Annotated in this window: 22 protein-coding genes, 2 tRNA genes and 1 pseudogene; 21 read left to right on the plus strand and 4 right to left on the minus strand. The window is 29.8% G+C overall.

The features are described from left to right. Positions 1-350 precede the first annotated feature (350 nt). From CURI_RS14965 to CURI_RS15275, 3 genes are all read left to right on the plus strand, one after another. Complete coding sequence (locus CURI_RS14965; protein WP_014967127.1) at positions 351-1,196, plus strand: bifunctional 5,10-methylenetetrahydrofolate dehydrogenase/5,10-methenyltetrahydrofolate cyclohydrolase; 846 nt, start codon at positions 351-353, stop codon at positions 1,194-1,196. A gap of 141 nt (positions 1,197-1,337) precedes the next feature. After that, positions 1,338-1,580 (plus strand): hypothetical protein, encoded by a 243-nt coding sequence (locus CURI_RS04930; RefSeq protein ID WP_014967128.1) that lies wholly within the window; start codon positions 1,338-1,340, stop codon positions 1,578-1,580. Between the two features lie 234 nt (positions 1,581-1,814). Beyond that, positions 1,815-2,294, plus strand: coding sequence for an HD domain-containing protein (locus tag CURI_RS15275; protein WP_228370477.1), 480 nt, complete (start codon positions 1,815-1,817; stop codon positions 2,292-2,294). A gap of 86 nt (positions 2,295-2,380) precedes the next feature. Here CURI_RS15275 and CURI_RS04940 read toward each other — a convergent pair whose 3' ends face one another. Continuing rightward, positions 2,381-3,181: a histidinol-phosphatase HisJ family protein gene (locus CURI_RS04940; protein ID WP_014967130.1), complete on the minus strand. Its 801-nt coding sequence runs from the start codon at positions 3,179-3,181 to the stop codon at positions 2,381-2,383. A gap of 208 nt (positions 3,182-3,389) precedes the next feature. Here CURI_RS04940 and CURI_RS04945 point away from each other — a divergent pair, with 208 nt between their 5' ends. The 7 genes from CURI_RS04945 (at position 3,390) to CURI_RS04970 (ending at position 9,528) form a co-directional block, all read left to right on the plus strand. After that, positions 3,390-3,590, plus strand: coding sequence for a hypothetical protein (locus tag CURI_RS04945; RefSeq protein ID WP_014967131.1), 201 nt, complete (start codon positions 3,390-3,392; stop codon positions 3,588-3,590). Positions 3,591-3,869: 279 nt separating this feature from the next. Then, positions 3,870-5,252: a dihydrolipoyl dehydrogenase gene (gene lpdA, locus CURI_RS04950; protein ID WP_014967132.1), complete on the plus strand. Its 1,383-nt coding sequence runs from the start codon at positions 3,870-3,872 to the stop codon at positions 5,250-5,252. Between the two features lie 153 nt (positions 5,253-5,405). Continuing rightward, the gene (locus tag CURI_RS04955) at positions 5,406-6,299 is read left to right on the plus strand and encodes a diacylglycerol/lipid kinase family protein (RefSeq protein ID WP_014967133.1); all 894 of its coding nucleotides are present in this window, start codon (positions 5,406-5,408) and stop codon (positions 6,297-6,299) included. A 14-nt stretch (positions 6,300-6,313) separates the two neighbouring features. Beyond that, positions 6,314-7,315: a LacI family DNA-binding transcriptional regulator gene (locus CURI_RS04960; protein ID WP_014967134.1), complete on the plus strand. Its 1,002-nt coding sequence runs from the start codon at positions 6,314-6,316 to the stop codon at positions 7,313-7,315. 92 nt (positions 7,316-7,407) lie between these two features. Then, positions 7,408-7,578 (plus strand): DUF896 domain-containing protein, encoded by a 171-nt coding sequence (locus tag CURI_RS15280; protein WP_014967135.1) that lies wholly within the window; start codon positions 7,408-7,410, stop codon positions 7,576-7,578. 45 nt (positions 7,579-7,623) lie between these two features. Next, positions 7,624-8,079, plus strand: coding sequence for a chemotaxis protein CheW (locus CURI_RS04965; RefSeq protein ID WP_014967136.1), 456 nt, complete (start codon positions 7,624-7,626; stop codon positions 8,077-8,079). 18 nt (positions 8,080-8,097) lie between these two features. After that, on the plus strand, positions 8,098-9,528 hold the full coding sequence (locus tag CURI_RS04970) for an aminopeptidase (protein ID WP_014967137.1): 1,431 nt from the start codon (positions 8,098-8,100) through the stop codon (positions 9,526-9,528). Positions 9,529-9,587: 59 nt separating this feature from the next. Here the strand turns inward: CURI_RS04970 and CURI_RS04975 are convergent, their stop codons facing one another. Together CURI_RS04975 and CURI_RS04980 are read right to left on the minus strand one after the other, a co-directional pair. After that, positions 9,588-10,502: a selenium metabolism-associated LysR family transcriptional regulator gene (locus CURI_RS04975; RefSeq protein WP_014967138.1), complete on the minus strand. Its 915-nt coding sequence runs from the start codon at positions 10,500-10,502 to the stop codon at positions 9,588-9,590. Positions 10,503-10,690: 188 nt separating this feature from the next. Continuing rightward, positions 10,691-10,775 (minus strand) — tRNA-Leu (locus CURI_RS04980). A gap of 150 nt (positions 10,776-10,925) precedes the next feature. On the opposite strand from CURI_RS04980, the gene CURI_RS04985 reads away from it, so the two are divergent. From CURI_RS04985 to CURI_RS05020, 9 genes and pseudogenes are all read left to right on the plus strand, one after another. Next, a complete protein-coding gene (locus CURI_RS04985; RefSeq protein WP_014967139.1) occupies positions 10,926-11,879 on the plus strand; it encodes a metal-dependent hydrolase in 954 nt (317 codons plus the stop codon). A gap of 480 nt (positions 11,880-12,359) precedes the next feature. Further along, a pseudogene (locus CURI_RS16520) lies at positions 12,360-12,545 on the plus strand (VanZ family protein); the annotation flags it as partial. Positions 12,546-12,689: 144 nt separating this feature from the next. Further along, on the plus strand, positions 12,690-13,058 hold the full coding sequence (locus CURI_RS16070) for a hypothetical protein (protein ID WP_228370456.1): 369 nt from the start codon (positions 12,690-12,692) through the stop codon (positions 13,056-13,058). 607 nt (positions 13,059-13,665) lie between these two features. Continuing rightward, positions 13,666-16,335, plus strand: coding sequence for a DNA polymerase I (polA, locus tag CURI_RS04995; protein WP_014967141.1), 2,670 nt, complete (start codon positions 13,666-13,668; stop codon positions 16,333-16,335). Continuing rightward, positions 16,322-16,936, plus strand: coding sequence for a dephospho-CoA kinase (gene coaE / locus CURI_RS05000; protein ID WP_014967142.1), 615 nt, complete (start codon positions 16,322-16,324; stop codon positions 16,934-16,936). The genes polA and coaE overlap by 14 nt, the downstream gene beginning before the upstream one ends. Before the next feature lie 17 nt (positions 16,937-16,953). Further along, positions 16,954-17,550 carry a lytic transglycosylase domain-containing protein gene (locus tag CURI_RS05005; protein WP_014967143.1) on the plus strand — a complete coding sequence of 199 codons (597 nt, stop codon included), beginning with the start codon at positions 16,954-16,956 and terminating at the stop codon, positions 17,548-17,550. 2 nt (positions 17,551-17,552) lie between these two features. Beyond that, a complete protein-coding gene (locus CURI_RS05010; protein ID WP_014967144.1) occupies positions 17,553-18,590 on the plus strand; it encodes a nicotinate phosphoribosyltransferase in 1,038 nt (345 codons plus the stop codon). 18 nt (positions 18,591-18,608) lie between these two features. Next, positions 18,609-20,186: a peptide ABC transporter substrate-binding protein gene (locus CURI_RS05015; protein WP_014967145.1), complete on the plus strand. Its 1,578-nt coding sequence runs from the start codon at positions 18,609-18,611 to the stop codon at positions 20,184-20,186. A gap of 213 nt (positions 20,187-20,399) precedes the next feature. After that, positions 20,400-20,483: transfer RNA gene (locus tag CURI_RS05020), tRNA-Leu, on the plus strand. Between the two features lie 44 nt (positions 20,484-20,527). Here CURI_RS05020 and CURI_RS05025 read toward each other — a convergent pair. Beyond that, positions 20,528-21,286 (minus strand): SDR family NAD(P)-dependent oxidoreductase, encoded by a 759-nt coding sequence (locus CURI_RS05025; RefSeq protein WP_014967146.1) that lies wholly within the window; start codon positions 21,284-21,286, stop codon positions 20,528-20,530. A gap of 169 nt (positions 21,287-21,455) precedes the next feature. Between CURI_RS05025 and CURI_RS05030 the strand changes: the two genes are divergently transcribed. Beyond that, the gene (locus CURI_RS05030) at positions 21,456-22,223 is read left to right on the plus strand and encodes a hypothetical protein (protein ID WP_041701550.1); all 768 of its coding nucleotides are present in this window, start codon (positions 21,456-21,458) and stop codon (positions 22,221-22,223) included. A gap of 754 nt (positions 22,224-22,977) precedes the next feature. Beyond that, complete coding sequence (gene rsxC / locus CURI_RS05035; RefSeq protein WP_014967148.1) at positions 22,978-24,300, plus strand: electron transport complex subunit RsxC; 1,323 nt, start codon at positions 22,978-22,980, stop codon at positions 24,298-24,300. Positions 24,301-24,313: the final 13 nt, after the last annotated feature.

Here is a 24,313-nt window from a genome sequence, read left to right on the forward strand (position 1 = left end):
ACACAGAAATAGGGACTAAAGTAGAACGTATAGAATAGTGTATAGATGAAAAAGTGAGAAATATTTAAGCCAAAATAAGGTAGAATATAAGCTACAAATAGAAAAGTTAACAAAATATCAAACCTTGAAAATTAAAAAATATAGATTATAATATATAATACACACTTAATATATGAATATCTGTTAATCCAGTCCACAGCAATTCCTATATATTATTTAATACACACACACTTTAAATAAATGAGCTTTAATAACAAATTTTTAAGTTGAGTCTATGAAATAAACGTTTTCTTAAAAGTTTGCTTAATCATAAAATAAATAATATAAAAATGAGGAGGAAGTCGATAAATATGGGTAGAATTGATGTTCAGAAAATATCAGATGATATAAGAGCCGAATTAAAGGAAAAAATGATGAAGTTAGAAAATAAGCCTACACTAGCTATAATACTAGTAGGTGATGACCCAGCAAGTGTTAAGTATGTAGAGAGTAAAGGAATTATTATGAGAGAAATGGGAGCGGGATATCAAAGTTATGTACTTCCAGAGCAAACTACAGAAAAAGAATTACTTGATCTAATTGAAAAATTAAATAGTGATGACTCTGTACACGGAATATTAGTACAGTTACCACTTCCTAATAAGGAAATAGACGAAGAAAAAATAGTAAAAGCTATATTACCTTCAAAAGATGTTGATGGATTTAATGAAGGAGGAGCGCCTCCTTGTACGGCATTAGGAATAATGAAAATATTTGAGAAAATAGGATATAAACTAGAAGGAAGAAAAGTTGCAGTTTTAGGTACAAATATAACTATAGGAGAGCCTATAGTGCCATTATTAAAAAATGAAGGTGTAGAAGTATTAAATCTAGATACTGACGATAGTAATAAAATAAAGGAAGAGCTATTTAAATTTGAGCCACAAGCAATAGTTTCAGCTATGGATATAAAAGGATTAGTATCAGCATCAGATCTACCAGAGTCTGTAGAGGTGTTCATGGATGGAGGCGCAATAAGAGAATTACAAGAAGACGGTAAATATAAGTCATTTGGTGACTTTAATCATGAAGAATATGATATATTAGATAATAGAAATATTAAGTACACATATAGAGTAAAAGGTGTAGGAATAATGATACTTACTATGCTTGCATATAATTTACTTGAAAGATATGAAGTTTCTCAAAAAAAATAATACGATAAAAAGGATGAGTATTCAACTGAATGCTCATCCTTTTTTGTTGAATACTAACGGATAAAATTCTCAAAGATACATAAGATAAGTATAGAAAATACATAAAAGATAAATAAAAATAATTGGTTAGGAGTAGATTTAATGAATTTAATATGTCCACTATGTAATGGACTAGTAGATAGAAAAATGAAGTGTTTGAGATGTGTAGAGAAGATGAAAGATAATGGTCCGCTAGTAGATTATTTAGATAGTTATAGTCCTTATCTATCTAGGGACATAACTCAACTGGTAGATGGAGTAGCTCATGATGAATGTATTCATATATTTCAATGTGATAGATGTGGGTATGATAAAAAAATGGTAGTTCAAATGATAAATAAGTAATATAAAAAATAAACTATAAGTATATGTAAGTAGTTGAATAATGTATGAGGAAAGGATATCATCTTTTTAAGAAGGAGATGAATTACCTATGAAATGAACTTTAACTATAATAACTGTTGTGTTAATGTTGACGCTATCTGCATGTGTTAAAAAAGAAGATATAAATAACAATATAGAAAAAAATTATTAGAAGAAGTCCGAAAACAAAATCAGGAAGAAATAGAACCAAGCAAGCTGAATGAGTTATTAAAACATTCTAAAATAGTAAAAGACATATCAATAGAAATAGCAGATGATATTAATATTACTGGTAGAGACAAGGAGTTAATAATAGCTGGGGCTCTACTTCATGATATAAAAAAACATACTGGAGATAATCATAATAAGATTGGTGCTGAATATGTAGAGAGTAATATAAATAACTTTTTTGAAATTAACAATAAAGAAGAAAAAGAGCTAATAAGACTAATGGTTAGATTTCATAAAGGTGAAAAATATAGAGAGAAAAATTATAATGAAAGACAGATACAAATGATAGAAATAGTTAGAGCATCAGATAAAATAGCAAAACTATATAAACCAAAAACAATAAATGTAGAATCAGATATAGAAGATAAAATAAATGAGTTAATAAATGAAGAGGTAGAAGAATCTGCTTTTAAAATATTAGAAAAACATTTAAACAAAAATAAAGATATTATAAATAATAAATAATTTTAAGCTTAAGAGATATAAGTTTATATATTAAAGAACACCCTAATAATATAGCGAGTATTGGGTGTTCTTTAATATATAAATAATTATATTTTTATAAAGTTGTGTTTTCTTTCTTTAAATGTAGTTATATATTTAAAGTCTAAATCTCTTAAGAGATTTAATACATCTGCATACATGAAGCCTAGGTCTTTAGGAGTATGAGAATCTGAACCAAAAGTAATAATTTCTCCACCAAGTTGTTTATATAGCTTCAGAATTTCAACATTAGGATGAAAAGCACCTAGCCCATATCTTATACCAGAAGTATTTACTTCAATACCTTTATCTTTAGAAATAATTTTTTTCAGAACTTCTATTAATAAATCTTTGTACTCATTAAATTCAATTTCAGGATTTTTTAAAAAATTTGTATATCTATCTATTATATTTACATGACCAACTATATCAAAGTTATCGAAATTGCTAACACAAGTGTAAAGGTCTTCATAATAATCCGCATATGCTTTAGAAGCAGACTTATTCTTATAAAAATCTCCTTCGTGAAGCTCACTACCCTTAGCTGTATGAATAGACATTATTATAAAGTCAAAAACATCTAAAGGCATTAAATCATATATTTTTGTAACTAGATGAGGCTGCATACCTATTTCAACACCAGTTAAAAGTTCTATATCATTTTTGAAACTATCTTTAACTTTATTAAAATGTTTTAAATAATCTTCTACTTCAAATATAAAGTCAACTTCACAATTACCGTAATCATGATCCATATGATCAGTAAAAGACATCATTTTTATATTATTTTTAATTGCACCTTTAACCATTTCTTCCATACTATACTCACAGTCACCAGAAAAGTTACTGTGAACATGAAAATCATACATTTAAACACCCCTATTTCAATAATTAAAAGAAGCTTTATATATTTAATTTTACTAAAGTAATAGTAATAAGTAAAGATTCTGTAGGATGAAGTAGAATAGAACTTAAAAAATAAAAACTTTCGAAAATATTACATAAAAAAATTTTTTTAAGAGAAAATATTACTGATATGAAATCCAATAACTTTATCTAAGAATAGGAGGGTTTAGAATGAACTTAAATACAGTAGATGTATTAAAGAAAAAAATATTAGACTCACAAGAAATGGTAAGAGACTATGAAAAGCATTCAAAAAAGATAAGAGATACAGAAGTAGCATTAGCTTTTAAAGAGTTTGCAGAAGAATCAGGAATGCAAGCAACTAAACTACAAGATCTTTTAAAAAAGCATGAATCACAAGGATCTAAATAAATAAAGAGCGTGTCTTAAAAACAAGACACGTTTTTATATTTATAAATATAGGACAGGCTGTTATATAGTTGACTTTATTATAAAATATGTTACAATATAAACAGCTTGTAGTTCGCAAGAGTTAGCCTGTTGATACTTATTTACATAAGGAAATACCAACCATAAAACTTATGCAAATATACAAAGCTATAATCTAGAATATAGGTTAAATTATGTATTTAATTGTAAAGTTATAAATATATTTTAATATAAAAAATAGAATACTAGGAGGAAGAACACATGACTCAAGGAATTTATGATGTTGTAGTTATAGGTGGAGGACCAGCGGGATATGTAGGAGCTATAAAAGCTGCACAACTTGGTGGGAAAGTTGCTATAGTAGAAAAAGATGAATTTGGTGGTACATGCTTAAATAGAGGATGTATACCTACAAAAACTTATGTTAAAAATGCAGAATTAATACATGGACTTGCAGAGTTAAAAAGTAGAGGAGTTAAGCTAGGTGATTCTTCTTTTGAATTAGACATGAAAAAAATAGTATCATATAAAAACAGAGTTGTGAAAAAGCTTACTGGTGGAATAGGTTTACTTTTAAAAACTTATGATATAGATGTATTTAAGGGAATTGGAACAATTACTAAAGATAAAAAAGTAGCTGTAGATAGCGGTGAAGTATTAGAAACTAAAAAGATAATACTAGCTGGAGGATCAAACGTGGCTAGAATTCCTATAAAAGGAATAGACAATTCTAAAGTACTTACTAGTGATGAAATACTAGATCTTCAAGAACTTCCAAAAAGACTTGCAGTAGTTGGTGGAGGAGTTATAGGTACGGAAATAGCTACAGTATTTAATGCTTATGGAGTAGAAGTAAGTATAGTTCATTCACAAGAAAAACTACTAAACATGGTAGATGAAGAGTTAAGTGATGAATTAATGAAAGCATTTAAGAAAAGTGGTATAAAAATGCTTACATCTTCTAAATTAGTAGAAATAGAAGATAAAGGTGACAGTGTATTACTTCACTTAGAAGGAAAAGACCCTGTTGAAGCAGACTTAGTACTAATGGCTATAGGAAGATCACCTAACCTAGAGGGAATTGGAGAAATCGAACTTGAAACAAACAGAGGTGCTATAGTTGTAAATGAAAAGATGGAGACAAGTGTAGAAGGAATCTATGCTCCTGGAGATGTAAACGCAACATTAATGCTTGCTCACTCAGCATCTAAAATGGCAGAAGTAGCAGCTGTAAATGCATTAGGTGGAGATGAAGTTTACGACGGATCAAAAACTCCATCATGTATATATACAATACCAGAAGTATCAACAGTTGGACTTCAAGAAAAAGAAGCAAGAGAAAAATACTCTAACGTAGGAGTAGGTAAATTCCCATTCGGAAGCAATGGTAGAGCATTAGCATCTGGAGAAAGAGAAGGATTTGTAAAAGTTGTAACTAATAATGATAATGGTGAAATACTAGGAGTTCATATAGTTGGAGTTAATGCTGCTGAGATGATAAACGAAGCTGCTGCATTAATACAAGCAGGAGTTACTGCAGAAAAATTAGCAGAAATGGTTCATGCACACCCAACTTACTCAGAATGTCTTATGGAAGCAGCTGCAGATACATTTGATAAATGTATACACCTGCCAAAAAAATAAAATAAGTATTCAATATATTAATAATTTGTCCCATAATATAGTAAACTATATTATGGGACAAATTTATTTTACTTTGATTTTAATGTAAGTTAATAGTATACTAATATAAAGTGAGACCCAATTTATTATTTAACTAAGAAAGGGTAGGTAGAAATGGCTTATATGAAGAAAGTAAAGGTAATATACAATCCTTCAGCAGGCAGACAAACCATACAGAAAAGAATAAATACAATATGCAATATTTTAATGAACAATGGATATATAGTAGGTAAATTCGCTACCCGAGGCAAAAATGATGCTATGAATGAAACAATAAAATGCTGTGAAGAAGATTGGGATATTTTAATAGCTTGTGGTGGCGATGGTACAATAAATGAAGTGGCAACAGGAATAGTCAAAGGAAAAAGAAAAATTCCCGTAGCTATACTTGCTGCAGGTACAGTGAATGACTTCGCTACGTTTATGAATCTACCTAGAAGTGCTAAAGAATTTGCGAATATGATTATGAGAGAAAATATAATAGATGTAGATTTAGGAAAAGTAAATGATAAATACTTTGTTAATGTATTAGCTGGTGGACTTTTGAGTAATGTGGCACATCAAGTTCCTGTAGAGGCTAAGACTGTACTAGGAAGATCTGCTTATTATATAGCAGGACTAAGAGAAGTACCAAAACAAATGTTAAATGCATTAAATGTTTCTATAAAAAGTGAAGAGTATAACTCACAAGATGATGTCTTTTTATTTTTAGTAACTAATAGCTCATCTATAGGAGGATTCAAAAAATTAGCACCAAAAGCACAAGTTGAGGACGGACTACTTGACTGTATTATAATAAAAAAATGTGAAATACTAGACATCGTTTCTATATTTATAAGCCTATTAAAAGGTGACCATATAAATAATCCTAATGTCGTATACTTCAAAACCAAAAAGCTTAAAATAAGCTCTAGTAATAAAGCACAATTTGATATAGACGGAGAGTATGGTGGAGAACTACCAATAGCATTAGAGGTATTACCGAGTAGTTTTAGTATATTTACATAAGGGAGGAGTATTAAGTGGCAGCTACAATAAAAGACGTTGCTAAAAAGGCTGGAGTATCTATATCTACAGTATCTAGGGTAATAAATGACTCAAAGCCAGTAAGTTCAGAGATAAGAAAAAGAGTTTTAGAAGTTATTGAAGAACTAGAATATAAGCCTAATGAAGTAGCTAGATCGCTAGTTACTAAAAAATCTTATTTAATAGGTGTAATAGTTACAGATTTAGGAGACTCATACGTTGCAGAAATGGTAAGAGGTATTGAGGAAGTCGGAAAAATGTATGATTATGATATATTACTATGTAGTACGTTTGGAGATAAAGAAGCGGAACTAAAATACCTGCGTTTACTAAATACTAAGCAAGTAGAAGGTATAATATTAATATCAAACACATTAAATAATGAATTACATGAAAAAACTAAGCAATTAAGAATACCTTTTGTATACCTAAATCGATTCTACTATCAAGACTATCCTACGGTAAAGATAGATAACTTTGAAGCATCATATGAAATGACGAATTATCTAATTGGTTTAGGGCATAAGGATATAGCATATATATCTAACAACGGAGATAAATTCTATTTAGAAAAGGATAAATTAGAAGGATATAAGAAAGCAATATCTGAACATGAAGATTGTGAAGAAATAATATATTTTAGTAAGGATAGAGACATAGAAGATGGTTATGATGTCGCAAGAGATATTATAGGCTTTAATAAAGAAGTTACAGCTATATTCTGTAGTTACGATGAATTAGCTATTGGGGTATTAAACTATTTATATGACAATGATATAAAAGTTCCAGATGAAATATCAGTTACAGGATTTGGAGATATTAAAATAGCTTCTATATTTAGACCGACACTAACTACGATAAAAGAACCTTTCTATGATATTGGAGCAGTTGCAATAAGACGAATAATAAAAGAACTAAAAGGTGAGATCGCAGATAACTCAGATATAATACTTCCTTTTCAAATTCAAAAGAGAGGTAGTAGTATAAAGATTAAGTAAAAATAGATAATAATAAAGAAAGCAGCGTAATAAGCTGTTTTCTTTAAATTAATAGGACGAAAATTATTAGATAATAGAAAGGAAGCATTTAAATGATAACTAATGAAAAAATTGAAAGAATAAACTTTTTAGCTAAGAAATCTAAAGAAGAAGGATTAAGTGAAACTGAAAAAAAAGAACAAGCTAAGTTAAGAAAAGAATATATAGATTGCTTTAAGAATAACCTTAGAAAACAACTAGACTGTATAGAGTTTACAGATTAATAAAATTATAAGATATATATTTTTTAATATATAGGGGGATTTATAATGATTGAAAAACAATATGTAGTATTTAAACTAGGTGAAGAAGAATATGGGCTAGACATAATGAACGTAAGTGAAATAATTCTTTATCAAGAAACCGTTAAATTACCTAATGTTCCTAGCTTTATAGATGGAATAATTAATTATAGGGGAAGTGTAATACCTATTATATGTCTTAAAAAAAGATTTAACATAGAATTGAAAGATAATGATCATAATACAAGAATAATCATTATAAATATAAATGATAATCAGGTAGGATTTATAGTTGATGAGGCATCACAAACTATAAAAATAGATGACAATGATGTAGATCCTGCTCCTGATATAGTATCTGGTATTGATATAAAGTTTATAACAGGAGTAGGGAAAATTAATGATAGACTAGTTTTACTTGTAGACTTAGAGAAAGTTCTTACGGATGAAGAAAGAAAAGAAATACATCAAATGAATGTATAATATATTGGAGGTTTTAAGATGATAAAAAAAACAGATGGTAAGGCACTTCAAGAGAAGTTAACTCATAAATGGAGAAATGTTTGGGAAGAGTTAGAAGATAGTCAATTAGATATAGTTAAAAATATGGGAGAAGAGTATAAAATTTTTCTAGACAAAGGAAAGACAGAGAGAGAAGTAGTTAGCAATATAGTAAAAATGGCAGAAGAGAATGGATATGTAAGTTTAGAAAGTATTATTAAAAAGAAAATAAAAGTGGTTCCAGGCACTAAAATATATGCAAATAATAAAGATAAATCGGTAGCTATGTTTATTATTGGAAAAGAAAAAATAGAAGATGGTATGAATATCATAGCATCTCATGTAGACTCTCCAAGAATAGATCTAAAACAATTTCCACTGTATGAGCAAGATGGACTAGGACTTCTTAAAACTCACTATTACGGTGGTGTTAAAAAGTATCAATGGGTAACTTTACCACTATCACTTCATGGAGTAGTTATAAAGTCAAATGGAGAAAAAATACATATAACTATAGGTGAAGATGAAAAAGATCCTGTATTCTTTATAACAGATCTTTTACCACATCTTGCGAAAGATCAAATGGAAAAAAAGATGGGTGAAGGAATTACCGGTGAAGGATTAAATATACTGTTCGGAAGTATACCATATAATGATAGTGAAATAAGCGAGAAAGTAAAATTAAATATACTAAATATATTAAATGAGAAATATGGAATAATGGAACAAGATTTCACTACAGCAGAATTTGAAATAGTGCCAGCTGGAAAAGCTAGAGATGTAGGTATAGATAGAAGTATGATAGGTGGATACGGTCAAGATGACAGAGTCTGTGTATATACATCGCTAAAATCAATGCTAGATACAAGCACTCCTAATAGGACAGCAGTAGCATTATTTTCAGATAAAGAAGAGGTTGGAAGTTTAGGAAATACAGGTATGGAATCAAGATTTTTTGAGAATGCAGTAGCGGAAATTATTAACTTAACAGAAGAAAGTTATAATGAGCTTAAGCTAAAAAGAGCATTAGCAAATTCTAAAGTTTTATCAGCAGATACAGTAGGAGCATTTGACCCGAATTATCCAGATGTATTAGATAAAAGAAATTCACCGTTTTTAGGAAAAGGAATTTGTTTAGTTAAGTACACTGGTGCAAGAGGTAAGTCATCTACAAACGATGCAAATTCAGAATATATTAGTGAAATAAGAAAGATATTTAATAATAATAATATTATTTGGCAGATGGGAGAATTAGGGAAAGTAGATCAAGGCGGTGGAGGAACTATCGCATATATATTAGCCAACTATGGTGCTGAAGTAGTTGACTGTGGAGTTAGCTTATTAAGTGTTCACGGACCCTTTGAGATATCAAGTAAAGCTGATATTTATATGACTTATGAAGGCTATAAAGCTTTCTATAAAGAAGCATAATATACAGAAATAAATTAAGGGGTTGTTAAGTAACAACCCCTTAAAAATAATTATTATAATTACAAACAATCATATTTATCAATATATTCCACTACGAAGTCTTTGAAAGTTTTACTTAAAGGCGATAGTTGTCTTTTCTTATGATAAACGAAGTAGAAAGTTCTTTTGAGCTCGAAACCTTTTATGGAAAACGGTTTCAATAGTCCCATCTCAACTTCACGACGAATAGATTTTTCTGAAGTAAAACTAACTCCTAAACCCATTTCAACAAACCTTTTAATAGCATCATTATCATCAATATAAGCTATAACCTTTAAGTCCTCAATATCTATATTGTTTTCTTCGAATTGAGTTTCAATTAAGTGTCTAGAACCAGATCCCTTTTCTCTAAGAATAATCTTTTCATTGAGCAAAAATTGAGGATCTAATTCTGTATAATTATCCCAAGGATAGTCATTGTTATTAGGAGTAATAAGACATAACTCATCATCAATTAGCTTTATATATTCTAAATGCGGAGAATTAAAATCAGCACCTATTATACCAAAATCAGTATCACCTTCTATTATACTGTCAACTACGTTCTTAGAGTCATAGTCTGTTATTGAAAAAGTAACGTCAGGATATTTGTTTATAAAATCTTTTAGTAAAACTGGCAATACATAATGTCTTGGAATAGAGCTAATACTAATCTCTAAGTGACCCTGTATTCTTCCCTTATATACGCCAAGGTCAAACTGAGCCATGTTGCGCATATTTACAATATTAAGAGCGTATTTATATAATAAGTCACCAGCACCAGTAGGTGATATGGATTTTCCAGATCTATTTAATAAAATAGTGCCTAATTCGTTCTCTAAATTTTGTATATGACTAGTTATAGTTGGTTGAGTAAGATATAATTTTTGTGCTGCTTTTGAGAAACTTTTCAACTTTACAACTTGTATAAATGTCTCTAGTTGTCTAAAGTCCAAACATATCACCGCTTTCTAAAATTTTTCATAAAAATACTTTATACAACTATATATGCTAAAATCTTCTTTATTAAGTATACAATAAAGAATTAACACTATCAAGTTGCTAAAAATTTAAAGTCGCATAAAATAAAACACACTTCGAAAATTAGCATCAAAGTGTGTGCATTAAAAAGCTTATTTAATTATGGTGCCTGTGAGAGGACTCGAACCTCCACACCCAGAAGGTATTCGATTTTGAGTCGAACGCGTCTGCCATTCCGCCACACAGGCTCAATCTATAATAGAAAAATATTATCACAAAAGTTAAAGAAAATCAATAATATATATAAAAATAAATATTATTTTTAATTACTAATGTATTTAAATATGTTATAATTAATATCGTTGATATTATATAAAAATAATCATGGTGGTGATAAGATGGATCCAGTAACTCATGGAATTATAGGGTTAGGGATAGCTACGTTAAGTGGAGAACCAAGTACTATAAATCCTATAACTATAGGATCAATTTTAGGTGCGATGTCTCCTGATATAGACATAGTCATGAAATATTGGGGAGATTATAAATATTTAAAACATCATAGAGGGCCTACACATTCGATTATTGCACTAGTACTCTTATCTTTGGTAATATCGGCAGGACTGTTTTTTCTCTTTGATGGATATACGTTCACAAAAATTTTCATATGGACATTTTTAGGTGGACTATCGCATACTTTCTTTGATGGACTAAACTCATATGGAGTTAGGCCCTTTATGCCTTTTACAAAAAGAAAATATTTGGCAAACTTATTAATGCTTTATGATCCTATATTAACAGTTCTATCAATATCTTTAGTTTTTCTTGATATAGATAGAATGTCAAAAATCATAATAGCGTTAACTACAGTTTCAATTTATATACTTTTCAGAGCTAAAGCTAGAGATAAGGCTTATAGATTTTTATTAAGAAAATATAAATTAAATATATTAACAGACAAAGTATATGTATTACCTGACCTAATGAATTTTCTGAAATGGGATTTTGTAATAGAGACTAGTACTTACAAACTAGTGGGTAAAATAAATTTTATAACTAATAAACTACAGATTATAAAGACTTTACAAAATACGGATCATGGATTAATAGAACAAGCACATTCAACTGAGCTAGGTCTATACTTTAAGGAGTTCACATCTTCAATTATTCATACAGAAGTAACTGAGGAAGATGACAAAGTTGTATTAAAACTTATAGATTTAAGATACTATATTAAAAGTGACTTCATGCACCATGCTACGATAGAATTTAATAGTGATAGAGAACATACTAGATCTGTTTTTCATCCATATAAATATGAAAAGCAGATATTGGTAGAAGAAAGTATATAATATAACAAAAAGACTCTTAAACAGAGTCTTTTTGTTTGCTCAAAATAAAATTTGTATTTTAGACTTAATATTTTAATAGAGAAATGTGTAATTGAATTTAAAGAAAATATTGAATAAGTTTAAAAACATTTATGCAAAAGATAAACTGCAAAAAAGAATTTAATAAAGAATTGAAAAATGGTATAATCGTATCGAAACTAAAATATGAAAAAACTAGCTATAATCTCGATAATATTCACAAGTAACTAAATACACTAAGCAAGTATGATGAAAGGAGACTTTATGAAAGTAAAAACTCGAAAACTGCTCTTTGCAACAATCGTTACATACACGATTTTAACATTATATTTTATGTTCCTAGGTTTTAATCGTTTGGAACATGTTACCGGTCAAAGTGGATACATCTTTATGCTTATTCCGTCTGGGGTTCTTCTGAGGTTTCCTAAAATGACTTTTTCATGAATATACGACTTTGGAAACATTGCTGCGTTCATACCTTTTGGTTTGTTATTCCCGCTCTTATACCGTATCAGTTTTAGAAAATTCATCACTAAGTTTATCCTAGTGATTCTAGCTCTTGAGACGATCCAGTCATTAACTCATCTTGGCACGTTTGATGTAGATGATGTGATATCTAATACAATAGGTGCAGCTATAGGATATGTCGTTTATAGGATTGGTTTTTCTCCAACCATTACCTTCAAAAAACTCATTGCTTCTGCTCTGTCTGTTATAGTGCTTCTATTTGGAGTTATCGCTATGTCTGAATCTATTGCTTATACACTGGAAAAGGGGGAGGCGCTGAACAACTTGGAGGAGCAAAACGGAAGAATGCCACTGGTTGATAATATTCCAAGCTTTACCGTAGCAGGTGAAACAATAAAACCTAAGATAAACTTGTATAGCAGTGAAAATGGAGAAAGCACAACCTATACCTATAATCTTAGTAACAAAAATGATGTTATGTTCTATTCTACCATTGGAATTGCTGACGGTAAGGATTTCAAGGGAGAAGTGATTATCATAAGGGATGGAAATATAGTTGTCCAGTATAATGAGGTTTATAATCAAGCTATAGAGAATTTGGTAATACACTTAAATAATGCTAATGAAATTAAGATTATTATTTCTGGTAATGCTAAGCTATGGGATGTTGGGTTAAGTGAAGAAAAACATTAGTGGGAGTAATAGGAAAATCAAGAAACCTTAATTCCCGTCAGATTGTTAAATATATTAGAGGTCATGATCAACTTCGGATAAAGAGTGTGATAAATTGATGGTAGATTATGGAGTTAACTATAGTCTACCTATTTTTATGTTTAAATTAAGAGCTGAGTTATATAAATACTTTTATAATAAAACAGCCTATGTAAGTAGAAATAGAGGATAAACAATAAAAAAGTGTAAAATGCTTAAAATATATTTTCTTATAATGCTAGGAATTCTCTTAATGGAGTAGAGAATCTAGTTTTAGAATCTAGTTTTAAAATGTGAAGATATTAGAGGGGAGTAACATATAAAAGAAGAAAAAGTTAAAATGGTATGATATAATAAAACAAAGATAATTCATTTGCTTTTAAGGGTAAGGGTCAATATTATTTTACCCAATATAGAATAATGTACTTTAAGATAAATTAAAAACATAAGGGGACTAATTGTGTAAATAACATGTATTTATATAGTTATAATATTATATGAAAGTAAGTTTAACGGAATGTTTTTTCATATATACTTAACATATGTAATTAAAGGGATGTAAATACTTATATTCTAAGGAGATGATTTTTTGAGTTCTAAAAAACTAATGATAATAGACGGAAATAGTTTATTACATAGAGCTTTCTACGCGTTACCACCACTTTCTACAGCTGAAGGTATATATACAAATGGAGTATACGGATTTTTAACAATGTTCTATAAAGTTATAGATGAGTATAAACCAGACTACATAAGTGTGGTATTTGATAAAAAAGGGCCAACATTTAGACATAAGGAGTTCGCGGACTATAAAGCTGGAAGAGCTAAAACCCCTGATGAATTATTAACTCAATTTCCTATACTTAAAGAGGTGTTAGATAAACTAAATATAAGTAGACTTGAGTTAGATGGGTTTGAGGCAGATGATTTGGCTGGAACGTTGGTAAAAATGGGAGAAGAACAAGGGTTAAACGTTATTGCAGTGTCGGGAGATAAAGACTATTTACAACTTGCAAGTGAAAAAACTAGTATTCTTTTAACTAGAAAAGGAATTACGGAATTAGAAATATATGATTATGATGAAGTTGTGAAAAGATATGAGATGACTCCTAAGCAGTTTATAGACTTAAAGGGATTAATGGGTGATAAATCGGATAATATTCCTGGGGTGCCAGGAATCGGAGAGAAAACAGGAGTTAAACTTTTAAAGGAATTTAAGACCATAGAAGGAATATACGAAAATATAGATAGTCTGAGAGGCAAGATGAAAGAAAATCTAGTGGAATATAGGAATCAAGCGTTTATGAGTAGAAGACTATCTGAAATAATAACTACTATACCGCTAAATATAGATATAGAGGACATGAAGATAAAAGAGCCTAATTATGAAGAGATAAGTGAGCTATATCAAAAATTAGAGTTTAAAAGTCTCTTGGAAAAAATAGGTGGCAATTATACAGATAATAAGAGTGAAGAAATAGTTGAATTAGAATATAAAATAATAGACAAAATAGAAGATGTAGAAAAAGTATATAGTGAAATAAAAAAGTCAGGAGAATTGACATTTAAGACTTCATTTGAAAATAATCCTCTTACAGGAGAAGTTCTGGGTTTAGCAATTAAGTATGATCCTAAAGATAATTATTATATTAATTTAGAGGAAATAGATAAGGAAGTTTTCTTTGATATTTCTAAGGAAATATTAGAGGACAGAGATATAAAGAAAATAAGTCATAATATAAAAGAAGATATAATAATACTTTTAAGGTACGGTATAGATTTACAAGGTATTGACTTTGATAGCATGATAGCACAGTATCTAATTAATCCTTCACAAAGTAATTATGATATAAACCTATTAACTAAAGAGTATTTAAAAAGAGACATTCATAGTGAAGAAGATATTTTAGGAAAAGGTAAAAGTAAAAACTTTAAAGACTTGGACATTGAAGAAACTTCAAAATTCTTTGTAAATATAGTAGATAGCATATTCAATATAAGACCTACTATAGAAATAATTCTTAAAGAACAAGAGATGGAAGAGTTGTTCTATGACGTAGAAATTCCTTTAGCTACTGTACTAGCTGATATGGAGTATAGAGGATTTACAGTTGATCTTGAAAGCTTAAAGGAATTAGGAAATGAATTTGATAAGAAAATAGAAATTTTAACAGCAGAAATATATAAATACTCTGAAACAGAATTTAATATAAACTCTCCTAAACAGCTAGGAGAAATTCTGTTCAATAAATTAGAGCTTCCAGTTATAAAAAAGACTAAAACAGGATATTCAACTAATGCAGAGGTTCTAGAAAAACTCATAGATAGTCATCCTATAGTTGAAAAGATATTAGAATATAGGCAAATAGTGAAATTGAAGAGTACGTATGTAGATGGACTTATAAATGTAATGGATAAAAACACTAATAAAGTTCACTCAAGCTTTAATCAGACTATAACAACTACTGGAAGAATAAGTAGTACCGAGCCTAACCTACAAAATATACCTATAAGAACTGAAGAAGGAAGGAAAATTAGGAAAGTATTTATACCTAAAAGTGAAGACTATACTTTAGCAGATGCAGATTATTCTCAGATAGAATTAAGAGTTTTGGCTCATCTATCTAATGACCCGAAACTTATAGAAGCGTTTTTTACTGGAGAGGATATACATAGGAGAACAGCCTCGGAAGTATTCGATGTACCACTTGATGAAGTAACGTCAACAATGAGAAGCAATGCTAAAGCAGTTAACTTTGGAATAATATATGGAATAAGTGATTTTGGCCTTTCTAGAGACTTAAATATAAGTAGAAAACAGTCAAAAGAATATATAGATAATTACTTTGAAAGATATACAAATGTTAAAGGATTTATGGACTCTATAATAAAAGATGGAAAGAAAAAAGGATATGTTGAAACAATTTTAAAAAGAAGAAGATACTTGCCGGAGCTTAGTTCTAGAAACTTTAATATAAGATCATTTGGTGAAAGAATGGCTATGAATACACCTATACAAGGAAGTGCTGCTGATATAATTAAAGTTGCTATGGTTGGGGTATACTATGAGCTTAAGCAAAGAAAACTTAAATCTAGATTAATACTTCAGGTTCATGATGAGCTCATAGTAGAAGCATATAAAGATGAAATAGAGGAAGTTAAAGAGTTACTAAGAAATATTATGGAGAAATCTATAAAACTTAATGTTCCATTGAAAGTGGACATGAAGACGGGTGACAGTTGGTATGAAACAAAATAAAGCGAAAGTAATAGGACTTACGGGAGGTATAGCTACAGGCAAGAGCACAGTGTCTAATATTTTAAAAGAAAAAGGATTTAAAATAATAGACGCAGATAAGATTGCAAGAGAGATTGTAGAAGTTGGAAGTCCAGCATATAAAAAAATATTAGATTATTTCGGAGAAAGTATCTTAAATAATGATGAAACTATAAATAGAGTATATTTAGGGCAAAAGATATTTAATAGTCAAACATTAAGGGCTAAAGTAAATGATATAACTCATCCTTATATTATAGAAAAAATAAGTAAGGAGATTGGACTTTATAGTTCAGAAGACATTATATTTTTAGATGTACCATTATTATTAGAAACTATAGATAAGTTCGAAGCAAAAGGAATATGTATAGATAAACTATGGATAGTATACTGTGATGAAAAAACAGAAATAGAAAGACTAATGATTAGAAATAACTTAAGTTATGAAGAAGCGGTAAAAAGAGTAAGCGCACAAATGTCTATAGAGGAAAAGAAGGAATTAGCAGATACTATTATAGATAACACAAAAGATATGGAAACTCTAATTGAAAACATAGAAAAAGCTTTAAAAGAAATCTCGTAGTATCTGAGGTGATATATATGAAAATTATTACAATAAGGCTTAGGACTGTTATAGCTGCAGTTCTCATAATGGCTATAATTGCTATAGGACTAAGGTATGGACTGAATCATGTTAAGAAAACAATATATCCTATTAAGTATCAAGATTATATAAAAAAATATTCTAAGGAATATAATATAGACCCCCTATTTGTCGCATCTATAATAAAGGTAGAAAGTAAATTTGATAAGGATGCCCAGTCTATAAAGAATGCTAGAGGTCTTATGCAAATAGCATCGATCACAGGAGAGTGGGCTGCTAAAGAAATCGGTATAGAAAATTACAATGATGATTTACTATATGATCCTGAAGTAAACATAAGAATAGGGTGCTGGTATATAGATAAATTAAGAAAACAATTTAACAATAACTTACAGTTAGTGGTAGCAGCTTACAATGGTGGGAGCGGAAATGTGTCTAAATGGCTAAAGGATGAAAGATATAGTGAAGATGGTAAGATGCTAAAAAAAATACCATTCAAGGAAACCGATGAATATGTAGATAAAGTCTTTAATTCTTACGAAAAATATAATGAGATATACGGAAAAAACAACTTTTTAGGAGAGGATGATTAGAAATGAACCCAATAAATAAAATAGAAGATATAGAAAAATACGATATAGAAAGAGAAAAAAGATTACTACACTCAGCAACGCATGAAGAAATACTCTCAGGAATGACCACAGATATATACTTTCTTACAACAATGAATATATTAAGTCATATGGAAATAGACGATAAAGAAGTTACTGCAGAGATATTTGCTAGAAAGGGAGGTATTTTTGTAGGAATAGAAGAAGTGAAGAACATATTAAAAGATAAAGGTATTGAGATTTGGGCATTAGAGGAAGGTAGTGAATTTGAGCCTAAGGAAACACTCGTTAGAATAAAAGGAAAATATAAAGACTTTGGAATATATGAATCAATTATATTAGGATGTTTAGCAAGTCCAAGTGGATGGGCTACAGCTTCGAGAGAAATAAAAGAAGTGTGTGGAGACAAAGGATTTATATGCTTCGGAACTAGACACGTTCATCCATCTGTAGCACCAGTTATGGAAAGAGCAGCTAGAATAGGAGGAGCTAGTTCACTAAGCAATATATTAGCGGCAAAGATATTAGGAGAAAATGCTACTGGTACACTTCCACACGCATCTTTCTTAGTAGCAGGAGATACTTTAGAAGTAGCAGAAGTTTATAATAATATAATGCCTGAGAACTATAAAAGAATTGTACTAGTAGATACATTTAAAGATGAGGTAGAAGAGTCGCTAAGACTTGCAGAAGCTTTAGGAAAAGATTTATATGGAATAAGATTAGATACTCCAAGTGAGAGAGGTGGAGTAACTCCAGGATTAGTTAAAGAGGTAAGAGCAAAACTAGATATAAATGGGTTTAATTGGGTTAAGATATTTGTATCAGGAGGATTAACACCAGATAAAATAAAGATACTATCAGATGCTGGTGTAGATTCTTTTGGCGTAGGAAGTTACATTTCAGGTGCTCCAGCTATAGATATGACTATGGATATAAAAGAGGTAGATGGAAAGCCGATTGCTAAAAGAGGGAGAATACCTGGAATAGTACATAACCCAAGACTAATAAAGATTGTTTAGTAATAGGGGGAGCTTAGCTTGAACTTTAGAAAAATTATAAGCATAATATTTACAATCTTATTGTCCTTAAGCTTAATATCTTGCAAGGACAATAAGATTGTTGGAAAAGATGGTAATAAAAAAGAAGACCAGATAGATACAACTAATAAAGTTGTTGGTGGTGAAATGATAGTTCCAATAACTCGTACAAAAGCACTAAATCCAATAATAATTGGAGATAGTAGTATGTATTACTTTGATAAGCTTATGTTTGAAGGTTTGTTCAAACTTGATAAGAATTTAGAGCCTAAAGAATTATTAGCAGAAAGTTATAGTATAAATGGAGATGGGAGTATAAATATATCTCTAAGAAAAGATGTTAAATGGCATGATGGTGAAACTTTAAAAAGTTCAGATGTAAAATTCACAGTAGATACAATTAAATATGGACTATCAAATGGAAAACATGCTGGGACTATTCCTGAAATATATAAAAGTGGAGGAATATCAGACATAAATTATATAAAAGATATATATATTTCTGATGACTATAATATGACTATATATTTCGAAGGTGTAGGCAGTAATATATTAGAAATACTAACTTTTCCAATAATACCTGAGCATGCTTTTAGAAATGGAACAACTGAAGATAAAGTAGCTTATGAAAAAGCCCTAGATATAAAAGAATATAAGCCAATAGGTACGGGTCCATATAAACAAGGGAAATATGATAAATTAAAGTCTATAGAATTAAAAGTAAACGACGAATATTGGGGAAGTAAACCATATATAAAAACAATAATAGGAAAAGTATTAAAAGATGAAGAACTTGCGCTAACATCTTTTGAATCGGGACAAGTTGATATTGCGTTTAGCATGGGAGTAGACTGGGAAAAATATTCTCAAGGTGAGAAAGTAAAGGTACATGAATTTCCATCCCAACAATATGAATTTCTAGCATTTAACTTTAAGGATAAAATGTTTGAAGGTGAAAAGGGATTAGCTATTAGAAAAGCCATAGCCTATGGAATAAATAGAGATTCTATAATAAATAAAGTTTATTTAGGACATGCAACAAAGACGGATGTTCCTATTAATCCAAATTCATGGTTAGTCTCTAAAGATGCAAAAAACATATACAAATATAACGTAAAAAAAGCAAGAGATATTCTTGAAAAAGCTGGATGGCAAGATAAAGATGGCGATGGACTATTTGAGGATGAGGATAACAAGAAGATTTCAATAAAGCTTACTACTAATTCATACAATGGACTAAGAACTAGAGCCTTAGACATGATAGCAGAGGATCTAAAAAATATAGGTATTGAGGCTATAAAAGATTACCAACAAATTAATGAAAGTGATATAAATGAAGAGTTAGTAGAAAAAGATTGGACAAATTTTCAAAAAAAAATAAAGACGGGGAAATTTGAAATTGCTCTTTTGGGATGGGAAACATCATTTACACAAGATATTTCTTTTATGTTCAGAAAAGGAAGTCCAGATAACTTTATGAAATATGAAAATCCAGAGATGGATGAATCATTAGATAAAATATATTATTCTCTAACTAAAGAAGAAAAAAGAAGAATTACGGAAAAACACAAAAGATAATAGTAGATGACTTGCCGTATGTTAGCCTATATTTTACTAATGGTGCGGTATTAGGAAATAAAAAGTTACAAGGAGACATCCAATCTAACTTTGTGAATATATATAATAATATTCAAGAATGGTTTATACCTAAAATATATCATACAGAGAGTAAATAAAAACTATCATTGACTTTTATAATAAATAAGGTTAAAATAAATTTACTAACCTTATGCGGATGTGCTGGAACTGGCAGACAGGCACGTTTGAGGGGCGTGTGTCCAAGACATATGGGTTCAAGTCCCATCATCCGCACCATATAAAAAGAAGCGCTGTGTTGTAAGATAACACAGCGCTTTTTTTTAATATGCTGTCCAGCCTGAATCAGCAACTATAGTTGTACCATTTACAAAGCTTGAATCATCTGAGGCTAGAAAAAGTGCTATATTTGCTATTTCTTCAGAAGATCCTGATCTAGGGTTATACCCAGCACCAGACATTGCCTTCTCCATACCAAATTGACTTGGGTTTTTCATACCAACTCCTATTTCAGTTTCTACACCACCAGGGCATATTGCATTGCATCTAATACCTTTATTTGCATACATAAATCCTATATTTTTTGTCAGACCTATTAAGCCAAATTTAGACGCTGTATACGCAGGACCTGCTCTAGAACCATATAGTCCGCCTACAGAAGCAACGTTTATTATATTACATGTACCTTTATCCATCATTAGATTAATAGTTTTTCTACAAAGATATAAGGGACTATTTAAGTTTACATCTATAACTTTATTCCAAAGTTCGTCAGAGACTTCTCCAGCTGGCATCATGTCATCCATAATACCTGCATTATTTACAAGTATATCTATTCTCCCTGACTTATCAAACACTTCGTCTAAGATATTTTCCATGCTATCTTTTTGAGTTACATCACCCTGAAAGGCAACTATAGATCCCTCCAAGTTTTTAGATTCATTTACAAGATCATCAAGCTTTTCTTTTCTTCTAGCTATTGCAAAAACACTTGCACCTTCCTTGGCGAATAGAACAGATATAGCTCTTCCCATTCCTGAACTTGCTCCAGTTACGACTGCTATCTTTCCTTTCAATTTCATAGTTATTCTCCTTTCGTAAATATGGTATTATGATACATTTTAAGTTGTTATAGATTTTTTACCCTTAAAAATAAAAAGGAAACTAAATAAAGTTAATTTTAAAAGGTAAAATCATATTAATCATAGAACATACTAAAATAAAGACTAATAATAATTGGAGATGAGGATGTTGAGAAGACTGACAATCAGAAGAATAAAAAGCTATAAAAGAAAAGAGAAATACATATTAGTAATAATGTTTTTTTTAATAGCACCTTTGGTGAGTATAGTGTTTGGAAAAATAGTTTCTAAAAGAATAATAGTTCCTTATATAAGTAGTAATACAGAAAAAGCTAAAGAAAGTGCAAATAATAATGTAGATAAAGTAGAAAAAATAGCAGAACTAGACGAGCTTGATTTGTATAATATAGAAGTGAAGGAGTTTCTTGATCTTCCTAGCGCAGAGGACTTCTTAAATAAACTAAATCTAGATGGTATCTTAGGATACGTGTCTAAGTCTAATAATAAGTATAAAGTATTTACAAGTATAACTTTTAATAAAAAAGAAGTAGAGGATCAGCTAAAAAAGATAAAAGAGAAATATCCTAATTCAAAAATAAAGTCAATACGAATACAAGGTAAACAACTAGATATAAATGAATCTGATAAAGAAGTGGTAAACACTACGAATCTAATTAATAAAATATACATAGAAGAACTAAGTATGTGGCAAAAAAACATGTCAGAAGCAAACTATGAAGAAATAAAAATAAAGATGAATAAAAATAATACGGAGATAGAGAAAAGTATAGAAAAATATTCTGATAAAATAAATAATGATGATTTAAAAAACCTATATTCAATATTAAAAGAGAATGTAGACAATAGAAAAAAGCAGTTAATGAATTCGATACTAAAAATACGGAAAGTGTTAAGAAAACATACTTTAGCTTTATAAAAGACTTCTTCAATTATATAAATAATTATAAAATATAAAAATGAAAGCATATAGATGATGAAAAAGTGTGGAGAGGTAAGAAATAATAAAAAATACTTAAGAATAAGAAGCTATTCTGATGAGAACAGTTAAAATGCTATAAAACTGCTCATAGAGGGATTTGAAAAATGTTAAAGTAAAGAAGTAATATATAAGTATATTGTATACAATGTTAAACGATATATATTATATACAATAAAATTAAGACAGATATATAATGAAAACGGTGAAGAAGTAAGAAATAATAATAAATACTTAAGAATAAGAAGCTATTCTGATGAGAAGGGTAGAAATACCGTAAAACTACTTATAGAGAAATTTGAAAAATTCTAATATAATGTTAGAACAAAGAATAATGTAGCAATATGTAAGATATTCTGTATACATTTTAAAATACCATGTACTATATATATAATAATATGTATAATAATAATACGGGTATCATAAGATAATTTAAATTAAGATATAATCTTAAAGATAAAGAAAAAACTTATTCAGATGGTTTTTACTACCATCTGAATTTTATGCAGTATAAGCAACCAATTTAAATTAACAATTTTATTTGTTTGCTTATGCTGAACCAATCCTTAAGCTTATAAAGTCAAACTAAATTAACTTAAATTTAACCAAAACTGAATAGAAGTATGAGAATATAGGCTATTGGATAAATATACACACACACAAATTTTAAAAAAGTTTAGAAGAGGTGAATAAAATGGGTTTAAAAAGCTTTAAAGGTGGAATACATCCAGAGTATTCTAAAAGCTTTACAGAAAAAGTTGCTTTGGAGAAGGCCAAAGAACCTAAAATGGTAACGTTACCACTGCAACAGCATATTGGTGCACCTTGTGAACCAATAGTTAAAGTAGGAGATAGCGTTAAGATAGGGCAGAAAATTGGGGAAGCTTCAGGATTTGTATCAGCAGCAGTTCATTCAAGTATATCAGGTACTGTGAAGAAAATAGCAGAAGTAGATACACCCAATGGAAAAATATTGTCAGTAATAATTGAATCAGACGGTACAGATGCAGTTCATGAAAGTGTTAAACCAAAAGGAAGTTTAGATAAACTTACTAAAGATGAAATCGTTAACATCATCAAAGAAGCAGGAATAACGGGCTTAGGAGGAGCAAGTTTCCCTACACATGTAAAACTGTCACCACCACCAGAGAAAAAGGTAGATACTGTTGTATTAAATGGTGCAGAATGTGAACCTTTTTTAACTGCTGACCACAGATTAATGTTAGAACAACCTGAAAAAGTAATATTTGGTTTAAAAGCAATTATGAAAGCAGTTGGAGTAACCAAAGGAAGTATCGGAGTTGAAGATAACAAAAAAGATGCTATAGAAGCTCTGAAAAAAGCTGCAGCAAATGAGCCAAATATAGAAATTGTTGAACTTGAGACGAAATATCCTCAAGGAGATGAAAAAAGACTTATAGATGCCACTACAGGAAGAAAAGTACCAGTGGGTGGACTTCCAATGGATGTTGGAGTAGTAGTTAATAATGTTGGTACAGCAGCGGCAGTTGCTACAGCTATACAAACAGGTATGCCACTAATAGAAAGAATAGTTACTATAACAGGCGGTGCAATAAATACACCTAAAAACTTAATAGTAAAGCTAGGAACACCTTTTAAAGAAGTTATAGAACAATGTGGTGGATACAAAGGAACACCAGGTAAAATTATAATGGGTGGACCTATGATGGGTGGAGCTCAGTTTACTGATGAAGTTCCTGTTATAAAAGGTACTTCAGGTATATTAGTACTATCAGAAGAGCAAGCAAAAATCCCAGAGGCACAACAATGCATAAGATGTGGGAAATGTGTTGAAGTCTGTCCAGTAAATTTACAACCAGTATCTATAAGACAACTTTCAGTAAAAGAGAGACACGAGGAGACAGAAAAACTCAATGTACTTAGTTGTATAGAGTGCGGATCATGTTCATTTATTTGTCCGGCTAAAATACCACTATTACAATCAATTAAAGTTTCTAAGCAAGATCTTTTAGCTAGAAAGAGAAAATCTAAGTAATCAAGAAATAGGA

The sequence above is a fragment of the Gottschalkia acidurici 9a genome, assembly GCF_000299355.1.
GTDB lineage: Bacteria > Bacillota > Clostridia > Tissierellales > Gottschalkiaceae > Gottschalkia > Gottschalkia acidurici.